Here is a 14,210-nt window from a genome sequence, read left to right on the forward strand (position 1 = left end):
ACGTCAACGGACGATGTATCAGGTGGCCGTCACGTGCGGGGCTGTCCCTGCCCCGGGGACGGCCCTCTCGTGAACGGAGTACCCATGCGACTGTCCGCGCGCTGCGCGTCCGCAGCCCTCCTGCTGCTCATCCCTCTGGCCACCGCGCAGGGCGCGGCGGCCGGAGGAGCCGCCGAACAGGCCGGCGCAGCCGCTGCCCCGCTTCAGCGGGCTGTGCAGGTCGTGCCCGGCCAGTACATCGTCACGGTCCGCGAGGGCCTGGACCCGGCCGCGACCGCGGCCAAGGTCCACGGTGTGGAGCCGCTGCACACCTACCGCACCGTCCTGAACGGGTTCTCCGCCCGTCTGGACGCCGGCCAGCTGGAGCGGGTGCGGGCCCTGCCCGGTGTGGAGGCCGTCGAGGAGGACGGCTTCACCAGCATCCCGAAGGCCGTTGCGGCGTCCGCGTCCGCGATGCGGGAGGCGGCGTCGAGCTGGGGCCTGGACCGCATCGACCAGAAGGAACTGCCGCTGGACGAGTCCTTCACCGTCACGGGCGACGGTGCCGGTGTCACCGCCTACGTCATCGGCACCGGCATCGAGTACGCCCACGAGGAGTTCGAGGGCCGCGCCACTTCCGGCACCGACGTGGTCGGCGACGGGCAGGAAGGCGCCGACTGCAACGGCCACGGCACCCACATTGCCGGCACCATCGGCGGCAAGACCTACGGGGTGGCCCGCAAGGTGAACCTCGTCGGTGTCCGCGTCCTGAGCTGCGACGGCACCGGCACCACCGAGCGGCTCATCGCCGGCCTGGACTGGGTGGCCGCCAACGCCAAGAAGCCCGCCGTCGCCAACATCTCCCTGGGCGGCGACGAGAGCGAGGCGGTCAACAAGGCCGCCACTGCTCTCTCCGACACCGGGGTCCTGCCCGTCCTCGCCGCGGGCAACGACTCCAAGGACGCCTGCTACGTCTCCCCCGCCTCCGCCGAGCGGGTCCTCACCGTCGCCGCGTCCAGCAAGTTCGACGAGGAGACGTCCTTCAGCAACTACGGCACCTGCGTGGACCTCTACGCGCCGGGTGCGGACATCGTCTCCGCCAAGCTCGGCGGCGGCAGCATCGCCCAGAGCGGCACCTCCATGGCCGCCCCGCACGTCGTCGGCGTCGTCGCGCTCTACCTCGCCGCACACCCCGACGCCACCCCCGAAGGCATCGCCGAATGGATCGGCGACAACACCACCAAGGACGTCCTGACGAAGGTCTCCAAGAGCACCCCCAACGCGCTGCTGTACACCAACGGCCTCTAACCGGCCCCGCCCACCCCCGCTGCCCCGCCACACACCGGCGGGGCAGCGGCACGTCCAGACCCGGCAGGGCAGCCCCGAAACCGCCACCACCGACGTCGCTGACGACGTGACCTGCGCGGCGGCGGCTGCTGCTTGCGCGGAACGGGCAACGCCGACTCCAGCGCGGCCGCGACCGTGCGCCGGCCCACCGAGTACTTCAACGCCGGCGCGCGACAGGACAGCCCCTCGTCACGTGCGTCCCTGCGGATCGCGGCATACAACTCGACGTTGGAGCCGGGCACTTGCCCCGCGCTCTTGGTAGCACGGCCGTCCTCGCGCTACCGCCCCATCACTGGAGTCAAAACTCGGCGATACATATTCCACGCCGACCCACTGGAGTCAGAACTCACCTTCAGGGTGGAGTCACCGGTACCAGTCACTGTCAAAGCCCGCCATCGGCAGGCCTCCCCGCTCTCGCTGATCGTGTACAGCACACGGTGGATCGGCCCCACCCGCATGTCAGCGCCTCTGACCTGCCCAATCCCGGTCGCCGACGCGGGAGGCGGGCCCGTGGTGGTGTGACGGCGAGGTTATCGGGCTGATACGCGCCCTTCGTAGGTTCGTCCCGGACGTGGGCGGCCCCAGCGGGACCGCACGGGGGACCACGTCCCTCCGCTCGAACCGAAGGAAGTCTCATGGGAATCAGCCAGCTCGGCGGCTCGTGGCTGCGCAAGGCCGCCGTCCGCACGGCCCTGGTCTGCACGGCGGCGGTCACCGCGGTCACCGCGTCCGGCACCGAAGCGATGGCCCTGGCCGGCGGCAGCACGGCGGCCCGCTTCACCCTCGCACAGGCCGACTGGTACCCCGGTGCCTCCGTCAGCGCGAGCTACTACACCCGGCTGACCTTTCAGTCCGACGGCAACCTCGTGCTCTACGCCCTCAGTGACACCCAGGACTGGCCGCTGTGGGCCAGCGGGACGAACGGGATGGGTGTGACCCGGGTGGTCTGGTCGCAGTCCGGCTACGTCCGGTTGCTCAACTCCTCCGGCGGCACGGTCTGCACCCTCGGTGCGCTGAGCCCCGCCCCCGGTGGAACGGCCCGGGTGCAGAACGACGGCAACTTCGTCTTCTACGACACCGACGGCGACCCGACCTGGGCCAGCAGCACCGCCGGCTTCGCCACGGGCAACCGGAACTACTGCAACACCTGACCACCCCTCAGCACCCGCCCACCAGCCCAGCCCCGCGCCGGTCCGGCGCGGGGCTGGTCCGACAGCCGTGGCACCCGAACAGGTGGGGCTGCATGTCGGGATGCGGAGCCGCGTCTGCATTGCTCTACTGACCTGGTGGAGCGGCAGGCTCGGACCGGAATCGGCCGAGGACGGGACCGCACCAGAGGAGCAGTCCGGCCCGACGGAGGATGTGATCCAAGGTGCACGACGGTCATGCGAAGCGAGCGCTGAGCGTAGCCGAGGCGGCGGAGCTCGCTCAGGAGGCTTTCGTCTTCGGTATGCCGCTCGTCTACATCGCGCTGCAGATCCAGACGACGTCCCAGGTGACACGGCCGGACAAGGGACGCGCGCCGGTCAACCAGTTCGCGCACTTCCGCGAGCTGCCCGACGCCTCCGACCAGGTCGTGGTGGGCCTGAACGTGGACACCCTGTACTCCATCGCGGATCTGGACCTGTCCGGCGGGCCGCTGGTGCTCTCCGTCCCCCCGATGGGTGAGCGCTACTGGCTGATGCAGCTCATCGACGCCTGGAACAACGTGCCCCACGTCCCGGGTACCCGCACGATCGGCGCCGGCGGCGGACACTTCGCGATCACCGGCCCGGATTGGAGCGGAGAGCTGCCCGAAGGCGTCGAGGAACTGCGCATGCCCACGAACCTCGCCCTGCTCGGCGGCCGCACCTACGTCTCCGGGCCCCAGGACTACGCCGCCGCCCACCGACTCCAGGACCAGTACCGCCTGGTGCCGCTGGCAGCCTGGGGAAGTGACTGGACGCCGCCCGCCGAGGTACCCCTGCAACCGGGCGTCGACGCCCGCACGCCGGTCACCACCCAGGTCTTCGCCATGCCGCCCGACCGGTTCTTCTCACGGCTCAACGACCTGCTCGCCACCAACCCGGTCTACCCCGAGGACGCCCCGCAGATGGAACGCCTGGCCGCGCTGGGCATCGGACCCGGCGCGGTGTTCCCCTGGGACGACTTCACCCCCGAAGTCCAGGGGGCCATCACCCGCAGCGTCGAGGACGCCAAAGAGACCGTCCGGTCCGCGCAGGCCCACTTGGGCGAGAACGTCAACGGCTGGATGGTCACCCTCGACATGGGCCGCTACGGCACCCGCTACCCCTACCGGGCGGCCTGGACCTTCTTCGGCGTCGGCGGCAACCTCATCGAGGACGCCTGCTACCCCCTGGCCCTGACCGACGGCCAGGGCCGCCCCCTGGACGCCTCACACCACTACCGGCTGCACTTCGACAAGGAACAACTCCCGCCGGTGGACGCGTTCTGGTCACTCACCCTCTACGACCCCGACAGCTACCTCGTCGCGAACCCGGCCAACCGCTACGCCCTGGGCGACCGCACCGGCCTGGACTACGGCGACGACGGATCACTGACCCTCACCATCCAGGCACACGAACCCACCGGCGGCAGCGCGAACTGGCTGCCCACCCCGACCGAAGGGGCATTCAAGGTGGCGCTGCGCCTGTACTCCCCGAAGCCCGAGGTGGCGCAGGGAACATGGGAGCCCCCCGCGATCGAACGCCTGGACTGACCGCACCGCCCCATCGGCTCGCAGGCAGCCCGAAGATGTCGTCTATGGCAGTGCGTAGCGCGATGGCTCCTGCCAAAGCCCTTCAACACGCGGACGGTACAGGGAACATCCGCCGCTTGTAGTGCTCCTCCCCCGAGGACAGCAGTGCCTGACAGCGTGCCAGTCCCCACTTCCGGGTGGGCTGGTGACACCACAGCACCGCAGACGGCGCGGCGTCAGGCCCGGCGGTGAGCAGCCCGGCTCTTGCGGCAGTCAGTCGGGGCGACGCAACGTCAGGAAGCTGCGCACAGGTGACGGGAAGCGATGGCGACGGCTTTCTGGTGTTCGTCGCGGGTCAGGGTGGAGCGGTGGGCGATGTCGAGGTCGGTGGCGCGCTTGTACAGTTCGGCCTTGGTGAGAGCGCCCAGGTCCTCCTTCGCCCGGCCGGCCGCCGCAGTGCGGCGTTCGCCGGTGGCGCTGGTGGCCGGCTTCGACGCCGTCGCCTTCGTGGAGGTGCTCTTCTTACCCCCGACCGCCTTCGGCGCCTGACGCGATGGGGAGAAGGTGGTGCGGTCGGCGGACTTCGGCTTCTCCCCGCCGGCGCCGCCCGCGGTGGCCAAGGTGCTCTTGGGTACGGTGCCGGCGCTCTCCAGACTGCGGTTGAGGTCCGGGGATTGTCGGTGCTGGGTGCGAGGATCGCGCTGCTCTCCGGCACTCCAATGCCCGCTGGACGAGTCCGGCCTGGCCGGTCGCCGCCTGCTTGCACCAGGCCCAGCGGCCGGTCAGCCCCGGGGTATTCGGTGGGCGGAGAGGGCAGGATTCGAACCTGCGCGGACCCCGAGAGGTCCTGCTCGACCGTTACCGGCCAGGCACCCGATCAGCCACTCCGGGCACCTCTCCCAAGCCTCCGGGGCGGCGCTTGCCCCTTCGGCGTGACACCACTCTGCCCGCCCCGCCTGACCGGGGCCTGACCGGGTGCTGACGGACCTTGGTGGGCGACACCCGGCCATCCCAGGGACACGGCCGCCCTCACCCGTAAGACCGGCTGCGCCCTGCTGGCCGTCCGCCGATCCCCCGCCCCTGGGCACGGTCGTTGGTCTCCGGGTGGGCGTAGTTGTCGGGCACCCTTCTGATGGATCGTGCGGACGCCATCGGGCGGGCGGCCTCTGGGCGGGAACGGACTCGGGGAGCGGCGGAGAGACGGGTACCGCCTTCGCACTCGCCCTGTCACTGCGGGGGTCAGCCATCGCCTCCGACCCGGCCACCCGCCATTTCGACGTCACCTACAAGGACGCCAACGGCGCCAGGGCCGTTGCAAAGTCCCGCGATCTTGTGAGTGTGCTGGTCAGGTGATGCCCAGGAGGTCGAGCGGGCGGCAGAAGGGTTCGTAGGAGCATGCAGGAGGCCGGAAGCGATGTTCCGGTGCCCGTGCTGCCGCAGCGTGGTGATCGCCGGGTTGCGTAGGGTCGCCGTGTTCTCGGGGCCGTGGCCGGTGCGGATCTTTGAGGCGTCTTCGGCGAAGGTGGTGTCGCGGACGAAGTGCAGCCGGTTCTCGATGGTCCACTGCGATCTGGCGAGCCGGCCGAGCCTTTGGGGCGAGGCCTGTTGCGAGGTCAGGTCGGTGATCGCGTAGCCGGTTTGGCGGCTGACCGTGCCGGTCTTCAGGTCGGTGCGGTAGCGCAGGATGCGTGCCGGGGTCGGCGGAAGCGGCCTGTGCCTCGTTGACGGTCGCTCGCGGGACTTCGTTGCTGGGTGTCGGCGGCCCTGAGGTTGCCCGAGGGGGGCGGCTCGGCACGAGATGACGAGCCGTCGATGTCACTGAGTGTGAGTTGACGTCTGGTGGATCGGACAGGCTCGCGGCGGGTGTGGGCGGGCAGTCGGAGTCCTGCGGTTCCGGGGTTCGGTGGCCGTCGCCGGGATCAGGCGTTGGCGCGACAGGTTCTGGCATGGACTTGACGGGCCCTGCCGGGTGCCGGAAGGCTCGGTGATCAAGACACTTGATGCAGCGTCAGGTCGTCCGGCCCGCCGCGGCGGGGTCCGGCCGGGCCGCTGCCCACTTGGGGGGAAAGAATGATCATCCACCGATCGGTCCGTACGGCGATACCGGCCGTGACCGCTGCCCTGGGGATCGCCTTGACCGCGGCGACTCCGGCCGGCGCGGTCGTCGGCGGCTCGGATGCCACCGCCGGCGCCGCGCCCTTCCAGGTCAGCATCAAGACCACCTCCCACGCTTGCGGAGGGGTCATCCTGGACCGCGACACCGTGCTCACCTCGGCCGAGTGCGTGGCCGGCATGTCGGCGGCCAGTTTCAGGGTCCGCTCCGGCAGCCTGCGGCACGCCTCCGGCGGCACGCTGACCGCGGTCCGGTCCGTGCGGACCCATCCGCAGTGGAACGGCCTCTCGCTCAGCAACGACATCGCGATCCTCAAACTCGCCACCGACATCCCGCTGAACGGCGCCACCACCGCCGCGGCCCAACTGCCCACCTCGAACCAGACACCGGCCGCCGGTACCGAACTGACCGTCACCGGCTGGGGAACCACCACACAAGGCGGCTCGACACCGGCGACGCTGAAGACCGTCAAGGTCGCGGTGACCAGCCAGCAGACGTGCCAGAACGCCTACGGCGGACTCGGCCTCGGACTCCTGAACCGCTGGGACCGCGGCGCACCGAGCCTCCTGGGCTCGCTGGTCGAGACACCCGTCTACGACAGCGCGACGATGTTCTGCGCCGGGCCGCCCGCAGGCGGCAAGGACGCCTGCCAAGGCGACGGCGGCGGCCCCGCACAGGCCGACGGCGTCCTTCGCGGCCTGGTCTCCTGGGGCAGGGGCTGCGCCCAGGCGGGCTCCCCGGGCGTCTACACCGACGTTGCCCGCTACCTGGACTGGATCACCGCCAACCGGGGCTGAGACCCCGCGACCCTGTCGGCCCGAGGACCGGACGTGCGGTTCGGAGTTCGGGCCGGTCAGGTGGCCCCGGCAGCTGACCGGCTGCCGGGGCCGTGGTGCGGGCGGACAATCGTCGCCGGTTCGTCAGAAATCACGAAGAGTGATGGCTCGAGTGGTCACCTGCGGTAGAGCTCGCGCCGCCCGATGGCACGAGAGCTGGACATCATCACGACTTCGAGGAAGGCCCAGTGCAGCCGAACTGGAGTCGGCTCCCGTCCAGAAGCTGCGATCCGGAATCGCCCGCTGCAGTCAGAACCGACCTTCCGGTGGAGTCGGGACTCACCGACAGAGCCACCTTCGTCGTCTTCTGAATACCGTTGCCGTGCCGGCCCGGTGCACGGGGGTCTCTGCGGGTCTGCGCAACGACGCCGGCCGAGTTCCCCAGCGCGCCGACGGTTCCCAGGGAGGCGTGGTTCAGCCGCACAGGGCTGCGTCGATGGCATCCTCGGCCGGCTGTATGTCCGCTTGGCTGGTCGGGTCGGCGGTCATGATGACGCTGGCGGCGCGTCCGTCGTCGGTGGCGGCGCTCCAGGTTCCGTAGCCGGGGATGCTGCCGTTGTGCCACCAGACGGTCTTGTGGCACGACAGCTGTGTCCTCATGATCCCCAGTCCGTAGCCGTAGCCGGGCATGCCCGTGAAAACAGTGGTGCGCATCTGCTTGAGCTCGGGGCCGCTGAGGAGGTGGCCTTCCTTCACGAGCTCGGAGAAGAACCGGGTGAGGTCGGAGCTGGTGGAGACCATCGCGCCCGCCGCCCCGGCCGAGGAGGGGTCGATCTCGGTGACGTCGCGCAGCGATCCGTCCGGGCTGTCCTTGTGGTAGCCGTGGGGGTGGGGCCCCCGGAGGGTGGTCTCGGCGCGGGCTGGGAGGTAGGTGTGGCGCAGCCCGATCCTCTTGATGATGCGCTTGTCGAACTCCTTCGCAAGGGGCTGTCCGGTGACCTTTTCCACGATCATTCCGGCTACCACGTAGTTCGTGTTGCTGTATCCCCAACTCGTTCCCGGGGCGAAGACGGCGTTGTGCCGCAGCGCGATGTCCAGGGTGTCGCGGGGGGAGAGGTAGCGGCGCTGGATGATGTCGTCGGTGACGTCGTCCTCGTAGTCGGGAAGTCCGCTGGTGTGCTGCAGGAGCTGACGGACCGTGATGTGGTGCCCGTCGATCCCTTGGCCGCGCAGGAGGCCGGGCAGGTAGGTCTCGACCGGGGCGTCGAGGTGGATCTTGCCCTCGCCGACCAGTTGCAGCACGACCACCGAGGTGAACGTCTTGGTGACGCTGCCGATCCGTACCTCGCCGTTCCGGGGCACCTTCGTACCGGTGGCCAGGTCCCCGACGCCCGCGGCGTAGGTACGGGTGTGGCCGGCCTGGTCACGGACGGCGGCCAGAGCGCCAGGCGCGTGATCGGGGCTCACCATTGCGTTCAGACGCTGCTGGATGGCGTCCGGCCTGGCGGCGCTTGGGGCGGCGACGGCGGACGGGGCGAGCGCACCGAGGGCGAGGGCCCCGATGGCCACGGCGACGGCGGTGTGAGTCGTCCTGCGACGCAGGACGTGGAACCGAAGCGGCGTATGTGAGTTCATGGAATGTCACCTCTGCTGGTGTGTGCGGTCTTGGTGTTCGCCGGGGTTCCCGGCGCGGTCAGTGCCCGGAGAGGTTGCGGCGGACGCACTCGACGTACTGGTGGATGCCGTCGGGGCGGTAGCACTCCTGCGTGTGGTTCGCGTACCAGGCGATGAAGGCGGCGGCCAGGACGGACACCGCGATCGCGGCGAGCGAGAGCAGCAGGCCGACGAGCGCGCGGCCCCGGCCGGTGCCGGTGCGTCCGCACGCTCGCAGGGCGACGGTGCCCGTGACCAGGCCGGCGGCGCCGAGCAGGCCGCCGACGACCGCGAACGAGGTGAACAGGCCGAGCGTGCCCAGCACCACGGCCGCCGACGCCGGGATGTTGCGTGCTGCCGCGAGCCGGGAGGCCGTCGTTCCAGGGGCGTGCATCCGCTGTCCTTCCGTGATCGGCCCGGTCGCTCCGGGCCTGACCGATCCTGGAACACGGCGCCCCGTACGCGCCTCCCCGGCGGGAGCGAAACCGCGCTCCCCCGATCGGGGGAGGAGGCCGGGAGTGCGGGACGTCATACTCGGCGTCCGTGACCTGGGGAATCCGGCCGTTGCTACGCGGCTCCACATCCACGGGTGTGCCGTCCGTGTTCCTCGGCGCGGCGGCGAGCACGGTGCTGCTGCCGTTCGCCGTGCTGCCCGCGCTGCTGTGGGAGTCCGGCCCGTACGGAGGGCCGCGCTGGTGCCAGTGGTGTGGGCGGGGCTGATCGCGGGGCCGGGCCGGCCCACACCACCCGGCGGGTGCTGGTCGCGGGGCCCGCCGCCTGCTGGACACGCCGCTGCCGGAGCCGGCCGGGCCGCTCGGCGCCGACCGGCTGCGGACCCCGCTGTGGCTGCTGCTGCACGTCGCCGTGGGCTGGACCGCGACGCTGACGGCCATGCGCCGGCCCCACCGCTACCACCGCCGCCTATTGCGGGTCTTCTATCTCTCCGCCCAGGTCGCGGCCCAGGGTGTTTCGAAGTCCCGGCGATCATATGAGTCTGCAGGCCATAGCGGTGCGAGGGGTCGGGGCTGGCCCGCCACGGACGCAACGGAACTCCGGTTGTACAGGGTGGCCTTCGGCGCTCTTGTCGCACCTGGTGGCGATGCCACGCCGCTGTTTCAAACGGTTGAAGCAGCGTTCGACGACGTAGCGGCGCTTGTCGAATGCGGGCGGGCGGCCGCCGGCTCGGTTCCCGGCACCCGCTGCACGGTCGACGGTGCCTCAGTGCCCCGCGAGCATCGTGGCCAGCAGCGAGTCGACGTACGCCGCACGGTCCGCCCCGTTCGGCACCAGGTCCGGGTCGGTGCGCTGGAGTTGCAGGAAGCCGAGGTAGGTCGCGTACCCGGAGAGAGCGGTCCGTTCGGCGGCCTCGCCGGCCAGGCCGACGTCGGTGAGGAGGCCGCGCAGGATCGCCAGGCGTCGGCGGTCCGCCTCGGCCAGGACGCTGCGGACCTCGGGTGAGTCCACGTCCGCCTGCAACGCCACCTCCAGGCCGCGTCCGGGTCGCTCGGCGAACACCGTGCCGAGCAGTGCGCGCAACCGGTCCGTGGGGTCCGGCAGTTCGGCGAGGGTCTCGGCCACGCCTTCGGTGGTCTCCCGGAGCCAGTGCTGGAGCGCTGCCGTCACCAGGGCCTCGCGGTTGGCGAAGTACCAGTAGAAGCTGCCCTTGGTGGCGCCCAGTTCGGCGGCGATCGGCTCGACCCGGACCGCTCCGACCCCGCCACGGGCCATCGCGGCGAGTGCGGAGTGCAGCCAGTCCTCGGCCGTGAATCGTGCGTTTCCGGTGCGCGCCATGCTCCATACGCTACCGTACGGAGCATGGCCATCACCCGCGTCGTGCCCGTCCCCGCCGACTCCGTCCTGCCGGCGCAGCTCCCCCGGATCGACTACCGGGACGCCTACGCCGTCACCCTGCCGCCCGGCAGCAGCGCCGACCCCGAGGAGTGGATCCGCAGGCTCTTCACCGGCGCTCCGAGCTGGATCGGCCGACTGATGCGCCTGCGCGACGCGCTGGTCCGCCCGTTCGGCCTGCGTACCGGGGACCGACGGTCGGCCGCCCCGTTCCCGACGCTGCTGGTCACCGATCGGGAGGTCGTCTTCGGCACGGACGACCGCCACCTCGACTTCCGTGCCTCCGTCCACACCGACGGCTCCGACCTGACGGTCTCCACCGTGGTCCAGTTCCACAACGCCCTCGGCCGGGCCTACTTCCGCCCGGTCCGTCCCTTCCACCACGCCCTCATCCGCTCACTGCTCCGACACGCGGCGAGCTGACCGGACCTCGCACCGTCCGCCACGGTTGCGATGCGCCTCGGCGAAGGTCGCGTTCTGTCGGTGCGTCAGACCGGCGCCGGAGCGCGGCTCGCCGTCGGCTGAGCAGGGAGCCGGGCATCCCGAGGGTGTCCCGCAGCCACTGCTCGACCTCTGCCACGTGCACCGTCGCCCGGGCGTGCGCGAGTTCGGGGCTGCGGCCCGCGAGCAGAGCACCGTGCTGCCCGAGCCGGCCACGATCCTGGACGGTCGGTCCTACCGCTCCTCCCTACGGCTCGGCCCCCGCGTCGGGCAGCCGGAGCCGGTAGGCGCAGACCGCGTTGTCCCGGAAGACGGCGTCGCTCCCCGGGGCTCAGGCACTCCGTCAACCGGCCGGCGGTCCGCGTGACCTCGCCGTAGTCGGAGTCGGCGGGCTCAACTGCGGCCCGCTACCGAGCCTGTGGCCCAGTGTTACGTCCGTGATACCAGGGCTCGCCACGATGGCGTCAGGGGGTGCCGCGGCCGGCAGTCATGCCGTTGGAGGCTGCGGATCCTCAGTTCGTCTGGTGAGTAACGGGAATGGAGTGGGACAGATCATGAGGAAGCTCTTCAAGCGCATCGCCATGAGCACGGCGGTCACCGCGATGGCGGCGGGCGGCGTCGCGGTCATGCCGAGCGTGGCCGAGGCTGCCAGCTACAACGGCGCGTGCGGCAGCGGGTACTCCGTTGTCGACTCGCTGCCGTTGGCGGAGGGGACCGTATTCCTCACCTACAACAGCTCCAACGGCTACAACTGCGTGGTGACCGTCCGCACCAGCTCGAGCTCGTACCTGAAGTCGATGGACGCGGGCATCCGGCTCTCCGGCGGCACCTGGGTATCGGACGGCGGCTTCTACACGACCTACGCCGGCCCGGTGCGCATCTACGCGGCGCACTCGTGCATCGACTGGCAGGGCACCATCGACGGCGAGGTCATCCACCAGTACAACTCGCACTGCGGCTGACCAGGCCCGTCGCCGCTTGCGGTAGGTGTCCAGGACGTCCTGCCGGAGCAGGTGGCCGAAGCCTGCCGATTCCAGCCGCATGCCGAACTGCTGATCACTGAGCCCTTTCAGAGCGGCCCCTGATCGGGTGACGCACGCAGGTGTACGCCACGTTGAGCCTGCCGTCGGCGAACCACTTCGCGAACGGCGGGTTCGACCAGCCCAGCGTCTCGGTGGGCTCGACCGCCCAGCTGAGGCGGCGGGCCTGCTCGGCCCGGAAACCGAGCCGGTCCTCGGGCGCCTGCGCGTACGCGGCCGCGGTGACGTTGGCGTCGGCCGCCGGCTCCGCCGGGGGAGCGAAAACGACGCTCCTCCTTCCTGGCCATGGTCAGGCCCCGTTCAGGACCCGCAGGAGCCGGGCCACCTCGGCCGTGACGGCAGCACGGGCGGGACCGAGGTACTTGCGGGGGTCGGCCACCCCCGCGTGGCCGTCCAGGTGGTCGCGGACGGCCTGGGTGAAGATCTTGTTGAGGTGGGTGGAGATGTTGACCTTCGTCATGCCCGCCTGGACGGCCTGGGCGAGGTCTGCGTCGCTGACGCCGGAGGAGCCGTGCAGGACGAGCGGGACCGGCACCGCTTCGCTCAGCTGGGCGATGAGCGCGAAGTCGAGGACGGCGTCGCGGGTGAGCATGGTGTGGGAGCTGCCCACCGCGACCGCGAGAGCGTCCACCCCCGTCGCGGCGACGAATTCCCGGGCCTCACCGGGATCGGTGCGCACCCCCGGGGCGTGGGCGCCGTCCTTGCCGCCGACCTCGCCGAGTTCGGCTTCCACCCGGACACCACTGCCGTGGCAGAACGAGGTGATCTCGCGGGTGGTGGCGAGGTTCTCGTCGTAGGGAAGCTTCGCGGCGTCGAACATGACCGAGGTGAAGCCGAGTTCAACGGCCTCGCGGACCAGGTCGGTCGACTCGGCGTGGTCCAGGTGGACGGCCACCGGTACGCCGGCCGCCCTGGCCATGGCGAGTGAGGCGAGTCCGATCGGCTCCAGCGCGCCGTGGTAGCGGGCGGTGTTCTCGCTGATCTGCAGGATCACCGGCAGCCCGGCCGCCTCGGCGCCGGCCACGATCGCTTCGGCGTGCTCGATCTGCACGACGTTGAACGCGCCGACGCCGCTCCGCCTCCGCTGCGCGGCCCGGACCATCTCATCGGTGGGTGCCAGGGGCATGGGTCTCCTCCACGGGGACGCTGGTGCGCAGGCGGTGGTAGATCGCGGCGTCGAAGTCACCGGCGACCGGGCAGGGGACGGCTGCGGCCGACAGGGCCACCGCCTCCCGCAGGACCTCGGGCCACGGCGCGCCGAGGGCGAGCCCAGCGGCGAGCGCGGCGACACAGGCGTCGCCCGCGCCGGTGGGGTTGCCGCTGAGCTGGGCGGGCGGCGTGGCCTGCCAGCTGCCGTCCGGGGTGATCGCGCGCAGCCCGTCCGGACCGCTGGAGGCCACCACCGCGCGGGCGCCCAGCGCGAGCAGTGCGGCTGCCGCCAGGGCCGGGTCGGGCTGTCCGGTGACGGCTGCGAGCTCTGCGGCGTTGGGCTTGACCACGTCCGGCCCCGCTGCGAGCGCGGCCAGCAGCGGTGGGCCGCTGGTGTCCAGCACCGTGACGGCACCGGCGGCCGCGGCCACCGTGACGAGCTGCGCGTACGCGTCCTCGGGCAGGCCCGGGGGCAGGCTGCCGGCCAGCACGACGACGTCGGCGTCGCGCACCAGCAGCGCGTACCGGTCGGTGAAGGCGCGCCACTCCTCCGGCTGCACGACCGGCCCGGTCTCGTTGAACACGGTGGCGTCGCCGTCCCGGCGGGAGACCACGGTGACGGTGCGCCGCGAGTCGCCCGTGATCGGCACCAGGCAGTCGTGCAGACCGGCCGTGCCCAGTTCCCGGCGGAGCAGCGCGCCGGTGGCACCGCCCACCAGGCCGGTCACGGTGACCGGATGCCCGAGTGCCGCGAGCACCCGGGCGACGTTGATGCCCTTGCCACCGGCGCGCTCGTGCACCTCGTCGACACGGTGCGAGGCGAGCGGGACCAGGGCGTCGACGAAGTAGGTGACGTCCAGCGCGGCGTTGAGCGTGACGGTGAGGATCATCGCCGACCCGCCGCCTGCCACGCGTACCGGCCGGTGCCGGGGCAACCGGCCGCGTCGCCGGTCCGGCCGGCGCCCAACGCGATCACGCAGGCACCGCGGTCGAGGTCGTCACGCACCGGTGCTCTCCGGTGCCAGGCGATTTCGACCGTGGTGCGGGACGGGTCGGCGGTAGCCATGCGGAGGCTCCTTCTGGGGATCTGGCCCGTACTGGTGCTCAATAATGCTTGATTAGTAGCACTTTCAAGCAGGAGCAAGCAAGACTTACTGCGGTTCTGC

The 14,210-nt window shown here is 71.2% G+C and carries 14 protein-coding genes, 1 tRNA gene and 2 pseudogenes; 7 read left to right on the forward strand and 10 right to left on the reverse strand.

Going from position 1 to position 14,210, the window contains the following annotated elements; genetic code table 11:
* Positions 1–84 precede the first annotated feature (84 nt).
* From OHV05_RS00415 to OHV05_RS00425, 3 genes are all read left to right on the forward strand, one after another.
* Positions 85–1,287 (forward strand): S8 family peptidase, encoded by a 1,203-nt coding sequence (locus OHV05_RS00415; protein ID WP_405015721.1) that lies wholly within the window; start codon positions 85–87, stop codon positions 1,285–1,287.
* A gap of 674 nt (positions 1,288–1,961) precedes the next feature.
* Positions 1,962–2,477: a hypothetical protein gene (locus tag OHV05_RS00420; protein WP_405015722.1), complete on the forward strand. Its 516-nt coding sequence runs from the start codon at positions 1,962–1,964 to the stop codon at positions 2,475–2,477.
* Positions 2,478–2,776: 299 nt separating this feature from the next.
* Positions 2,777–4,045: a DUF1254 domain-containing protein gene (locus OHV05_RS00425; protein ID WP_405015723.1), complete on the forward strand. Its 1,269-nt coding sequence runs from the start codon at positions 2,777–2,779 to the stop codon at positions 4,043–4,045.
* 272 nt (positions 4,046–4,317) lie between these two features.
* Here OHV05_RS00425 and OHV05_RS00430 read toward each other — a convergent pair whose 3' ends face one another.
* Positions 4,318–4,644, reverse strand: a complete 327-nt coding sequence (locus OHV05_RS00430; protein WP_405015724.1) for a hypothetical protein — start codon at positions 4,642–4,644, stop codon at positions 4,318–4,320.
* Positions 4,645–4,829: 185 nt separating this feature from the next.
* Positions 4,830–4,924 (reverse strand) — tRNA-Tyr (locus tag OHV05_RS00435).
* Between the two features lie 1,209 nt (positions 4,925–6,133).
* Between OHV05_RS00435 and OHV05_RS00440 the strand changes: the two genes are divergently transcribed.
* Entirely contained in the window at positions 6,134–6,934 is an 801-nt protein-coding gene (locus OHV05_RS00440) for a serine protease (protein WP_405015725.1), read from the forward strand.
* A 453-nt stretch (positions 6,935–7,387) separates the two neighbouring features.
* On the opposite strand, the gene OHV05_RS00445 is transcribed toward OHV05_RS00440, so the two are convergent.
* The gene (locus OHV05_RS00445; protein ID WP_405015726.1) at positions 7,388–8,548 is read right to left on the reverse strand and encodes a serine hydrolase domain-containing protein; all 1,161 of its coding nucleotides are present in this window, start codon (positions 8,546–8,548) and stop codon (positions 7,388–7,390) included.
* 58 nt (positions 8,549–8,606) lie between these two features.
* On the reverse strand, positions 8,607–8,960 hold the full coding sequence (locus tag OHV05_RS00450) for a DUF4190 domain-containing protein (protein ID WP_405015727.1): 354 nt from the start codon (positions 8,958–8,960) through the stop codon (positions 8,607–8,609).
* A gap of 197 nt (positions 8,961–9,157) precedes the next feature.
* Between OHV05_RS00450 and OHV05_RS00455 the strand changes: the two genes are divergently transcribed.
* Positions 9,158–9,286, forward strand: coding sequence for a hypothetical protein (locus OHV05_RS00455; protein ID WP_405015728.1), 129 nt, complete (start codon positions 9,158–9,160; stop codon positions 9,284–9,286).
* Between the two features lie 264 nt (positions 9,287–9,550).
* On the opposite strand, the pseudogene OHV05_RS00460 reads toward OHV05_RS00455, so the two are convergent.
* Positions 9,551–9,730: pseudogene (locus OHV05_RS00460) on the reverse strand (hypothetical protein); the annotation flags it as partial.
* 54 nt (positions 9,731–9,784) lie between these two features.
* Positions 9,785–10,315: a TetR/AcrR family transcriptional regulator gene (locus tag OHV05_RS00465; protein WP_405021364.1), complete on the reverse strand. Its 531-nt coding sequence runs from the start codon at positions 10,313–10,315 to the stop codon at positions 9,785–9,787.
* A 66-nt stretch (positions 10,316–10,381) separates the two neighbouring features.
* Between OHV05_RS00465 and OHV05_RS00470 the strand changes: the two genes are divergently transcribed.
* Both OHV05_RS00470 and OHV05_RS00475 read left to right on the forward strand, forming a co-directional pair.
* Positions 10,382–10,837 carry a DUF2867 domain-containing protein gene (locus tag OHV05_RS00470; RefSeq protein ID WP_405015729.1) on the forward strand — a complete coding sequence of 152 codons (456 nt, stop codon included), beginning with the start codon at positions 10,382–10,384 and terminating at the stop codon, positions 10,835–10,837.
* A gap of 572 nt (positions 10,838–11,409) precedes the next feature.
* On the forward strand, positions 11,410–11,817 hold the full coding sequence (locus tag OHV05_RS00475) for a spore-associated protein A (protein ID WP_405015730.1): 408 nt from the start codon (positions 11,410–11,412) through the stop codon (positions 11,815–11,817).
* 103 nt (positions 11,818–11,920) lie between these two features.
* On the opposite strand, the pseudogene OHV05_RS00480 reads toward OHV05_RS00475, so the two are convergent.
* The 4 genes and pseudogenes from OHV05_RS00480 to OHV05_RS00495 all read right to left on the reverse strand — a co-directional run.
* Positions 11,921–12,182, reverse strand: a pseudogene (locus OHV05_RS00480) (acetyl-coenzyme A synthetase N-terminal domain-containing protein); the annotation flags it as partial.
* 2 nt (positions 12,183–12,184) lie between these two features.
* The gene (locus tag OHV05_RS00485) at positions 12,185–13,021 is read right to left on the reverse strand and encodes a ketose-bisphosphate aldolase (protein WP_405015731.1); all 837 of its coding nucleotides are present in this window, start codon (positions 13,019–13,021) and stop codon (positions 12,185–12,187) included.
* Entirely contained in the window at positions 12,999–13,934 is a 936-nt protein-coding gene (locus OHV05_RS00490; RefSeq protein ID WP_405015732.1) for a 1-phosphofructokinase family hexose kinase, read from the reverse strand. Before OHV05_RS00490 ends, OHV05_RS00485 begins: the two co-directional genes overlap by 23 nt.
* Positions 13,931–14,110 (reverse strand): hypothetical protein, encoded by a 180-nt coding sequence (locus tag OHV05_RS00495; RefSeq protein ID WP_405015733.1) that lies wholly within the window; start codon positions 14,108–14,110, stop codon positions 13,931–13,933. Before OHV05_RS00495 ends, OHV05_RS00490 begins: the two co-directional genes overlap by 4 nt.
* Between the last annotated feature and the right edge of the window lie 100 nt (positions 14,111–14,210).

Source organism: Kitasatospora sp. NBC_00070 (assembly GCF_045041205.1).
Taxonomy (GTDB): Bacteria; Actinomycetota; Actinomycetes; order Streptomycetales; family Streptomycetaceae; genus Kitasatospora.

What these genes read in the sequence shown, in the direction of transcription:
- OHV05_RS00415 (WP_405015721.1), top strand. Translation starts at nt 85, where the DNA reads ATGCGACTGTCCGCGCGCTGCGCGTCCGCAGCCCTCCTGCTGCTCATC.
- OHV05_RS00420 (WP_405015722.1), top strand. Translation starts at nt 1,962, where the DNA reads ATGGGAATCAGCCAGCTCGGCGGCTCGTGGCTGCGCAAGGCCGCCGTC.
- OHV05_RS00425 (WP_405015723.1), top strand. Translation starts at nt 2,777, where the DNA reads ATGCCGCTCGTCTACATCGCGCTGCAGATCCAGACGACGTCCCAGGTG.
- OHV05_RS00445 (WP_405015726.1), bottom strand. Translation starts at nt 8,548, where the DNA reads ATGAACTCACATACGCCGCTTCGGTTCCACGTCCTGCGTCGCAGGACG.
- OHV05_RS00450 (WP_405015727.1), bottom strand. Translation starts at nt 8,960, where the DNA reads ATGCACGCCCCTGGAACGACGGCCTCCCGGCTCGCGGCAGCACGCAAC.
- OHV05_RS00470 (WP_405015729.1), top strand. Translation starts at nt 10,382, where the DNA reads ATGGCCATCACCCGCGTCGTGCCCGTCCCCGCCGACTCCGTCCTGCCG.
- OHV05_RS00475 (WP_405015730.1), top strand. Translation starts at nt 11,410, where the DNA reads ATGAGGAAGCTCTTCAAGCGCATCGCCATGAGCACGGCGGTCACCGCG.
- OHV05_RS00485 (WP_405015731.1), bottom strand. Translation starts at nt 13,021, where the DNA reads ATGCCCCTGGCACCCACCGATGAGATGGTCCGGGCCGCGCAGCGGAGG.
- OHV05_RS00490 (WP_405015732.1), bottom strand. Translation starts at nt 13,934, where the DNA reads ATGATCCTCACCGTCACGCTCAACGCCGCGCTGGACGTCACCTACTTC.
- OHV05_RS00495 (WP_405015733.1), bottom strand. Translation starts at nt 14,110, where the DNA reads ATGGCTACCGCCGACCCGTCCCGCACCACGGTCGAAATCGCCTGGCAC.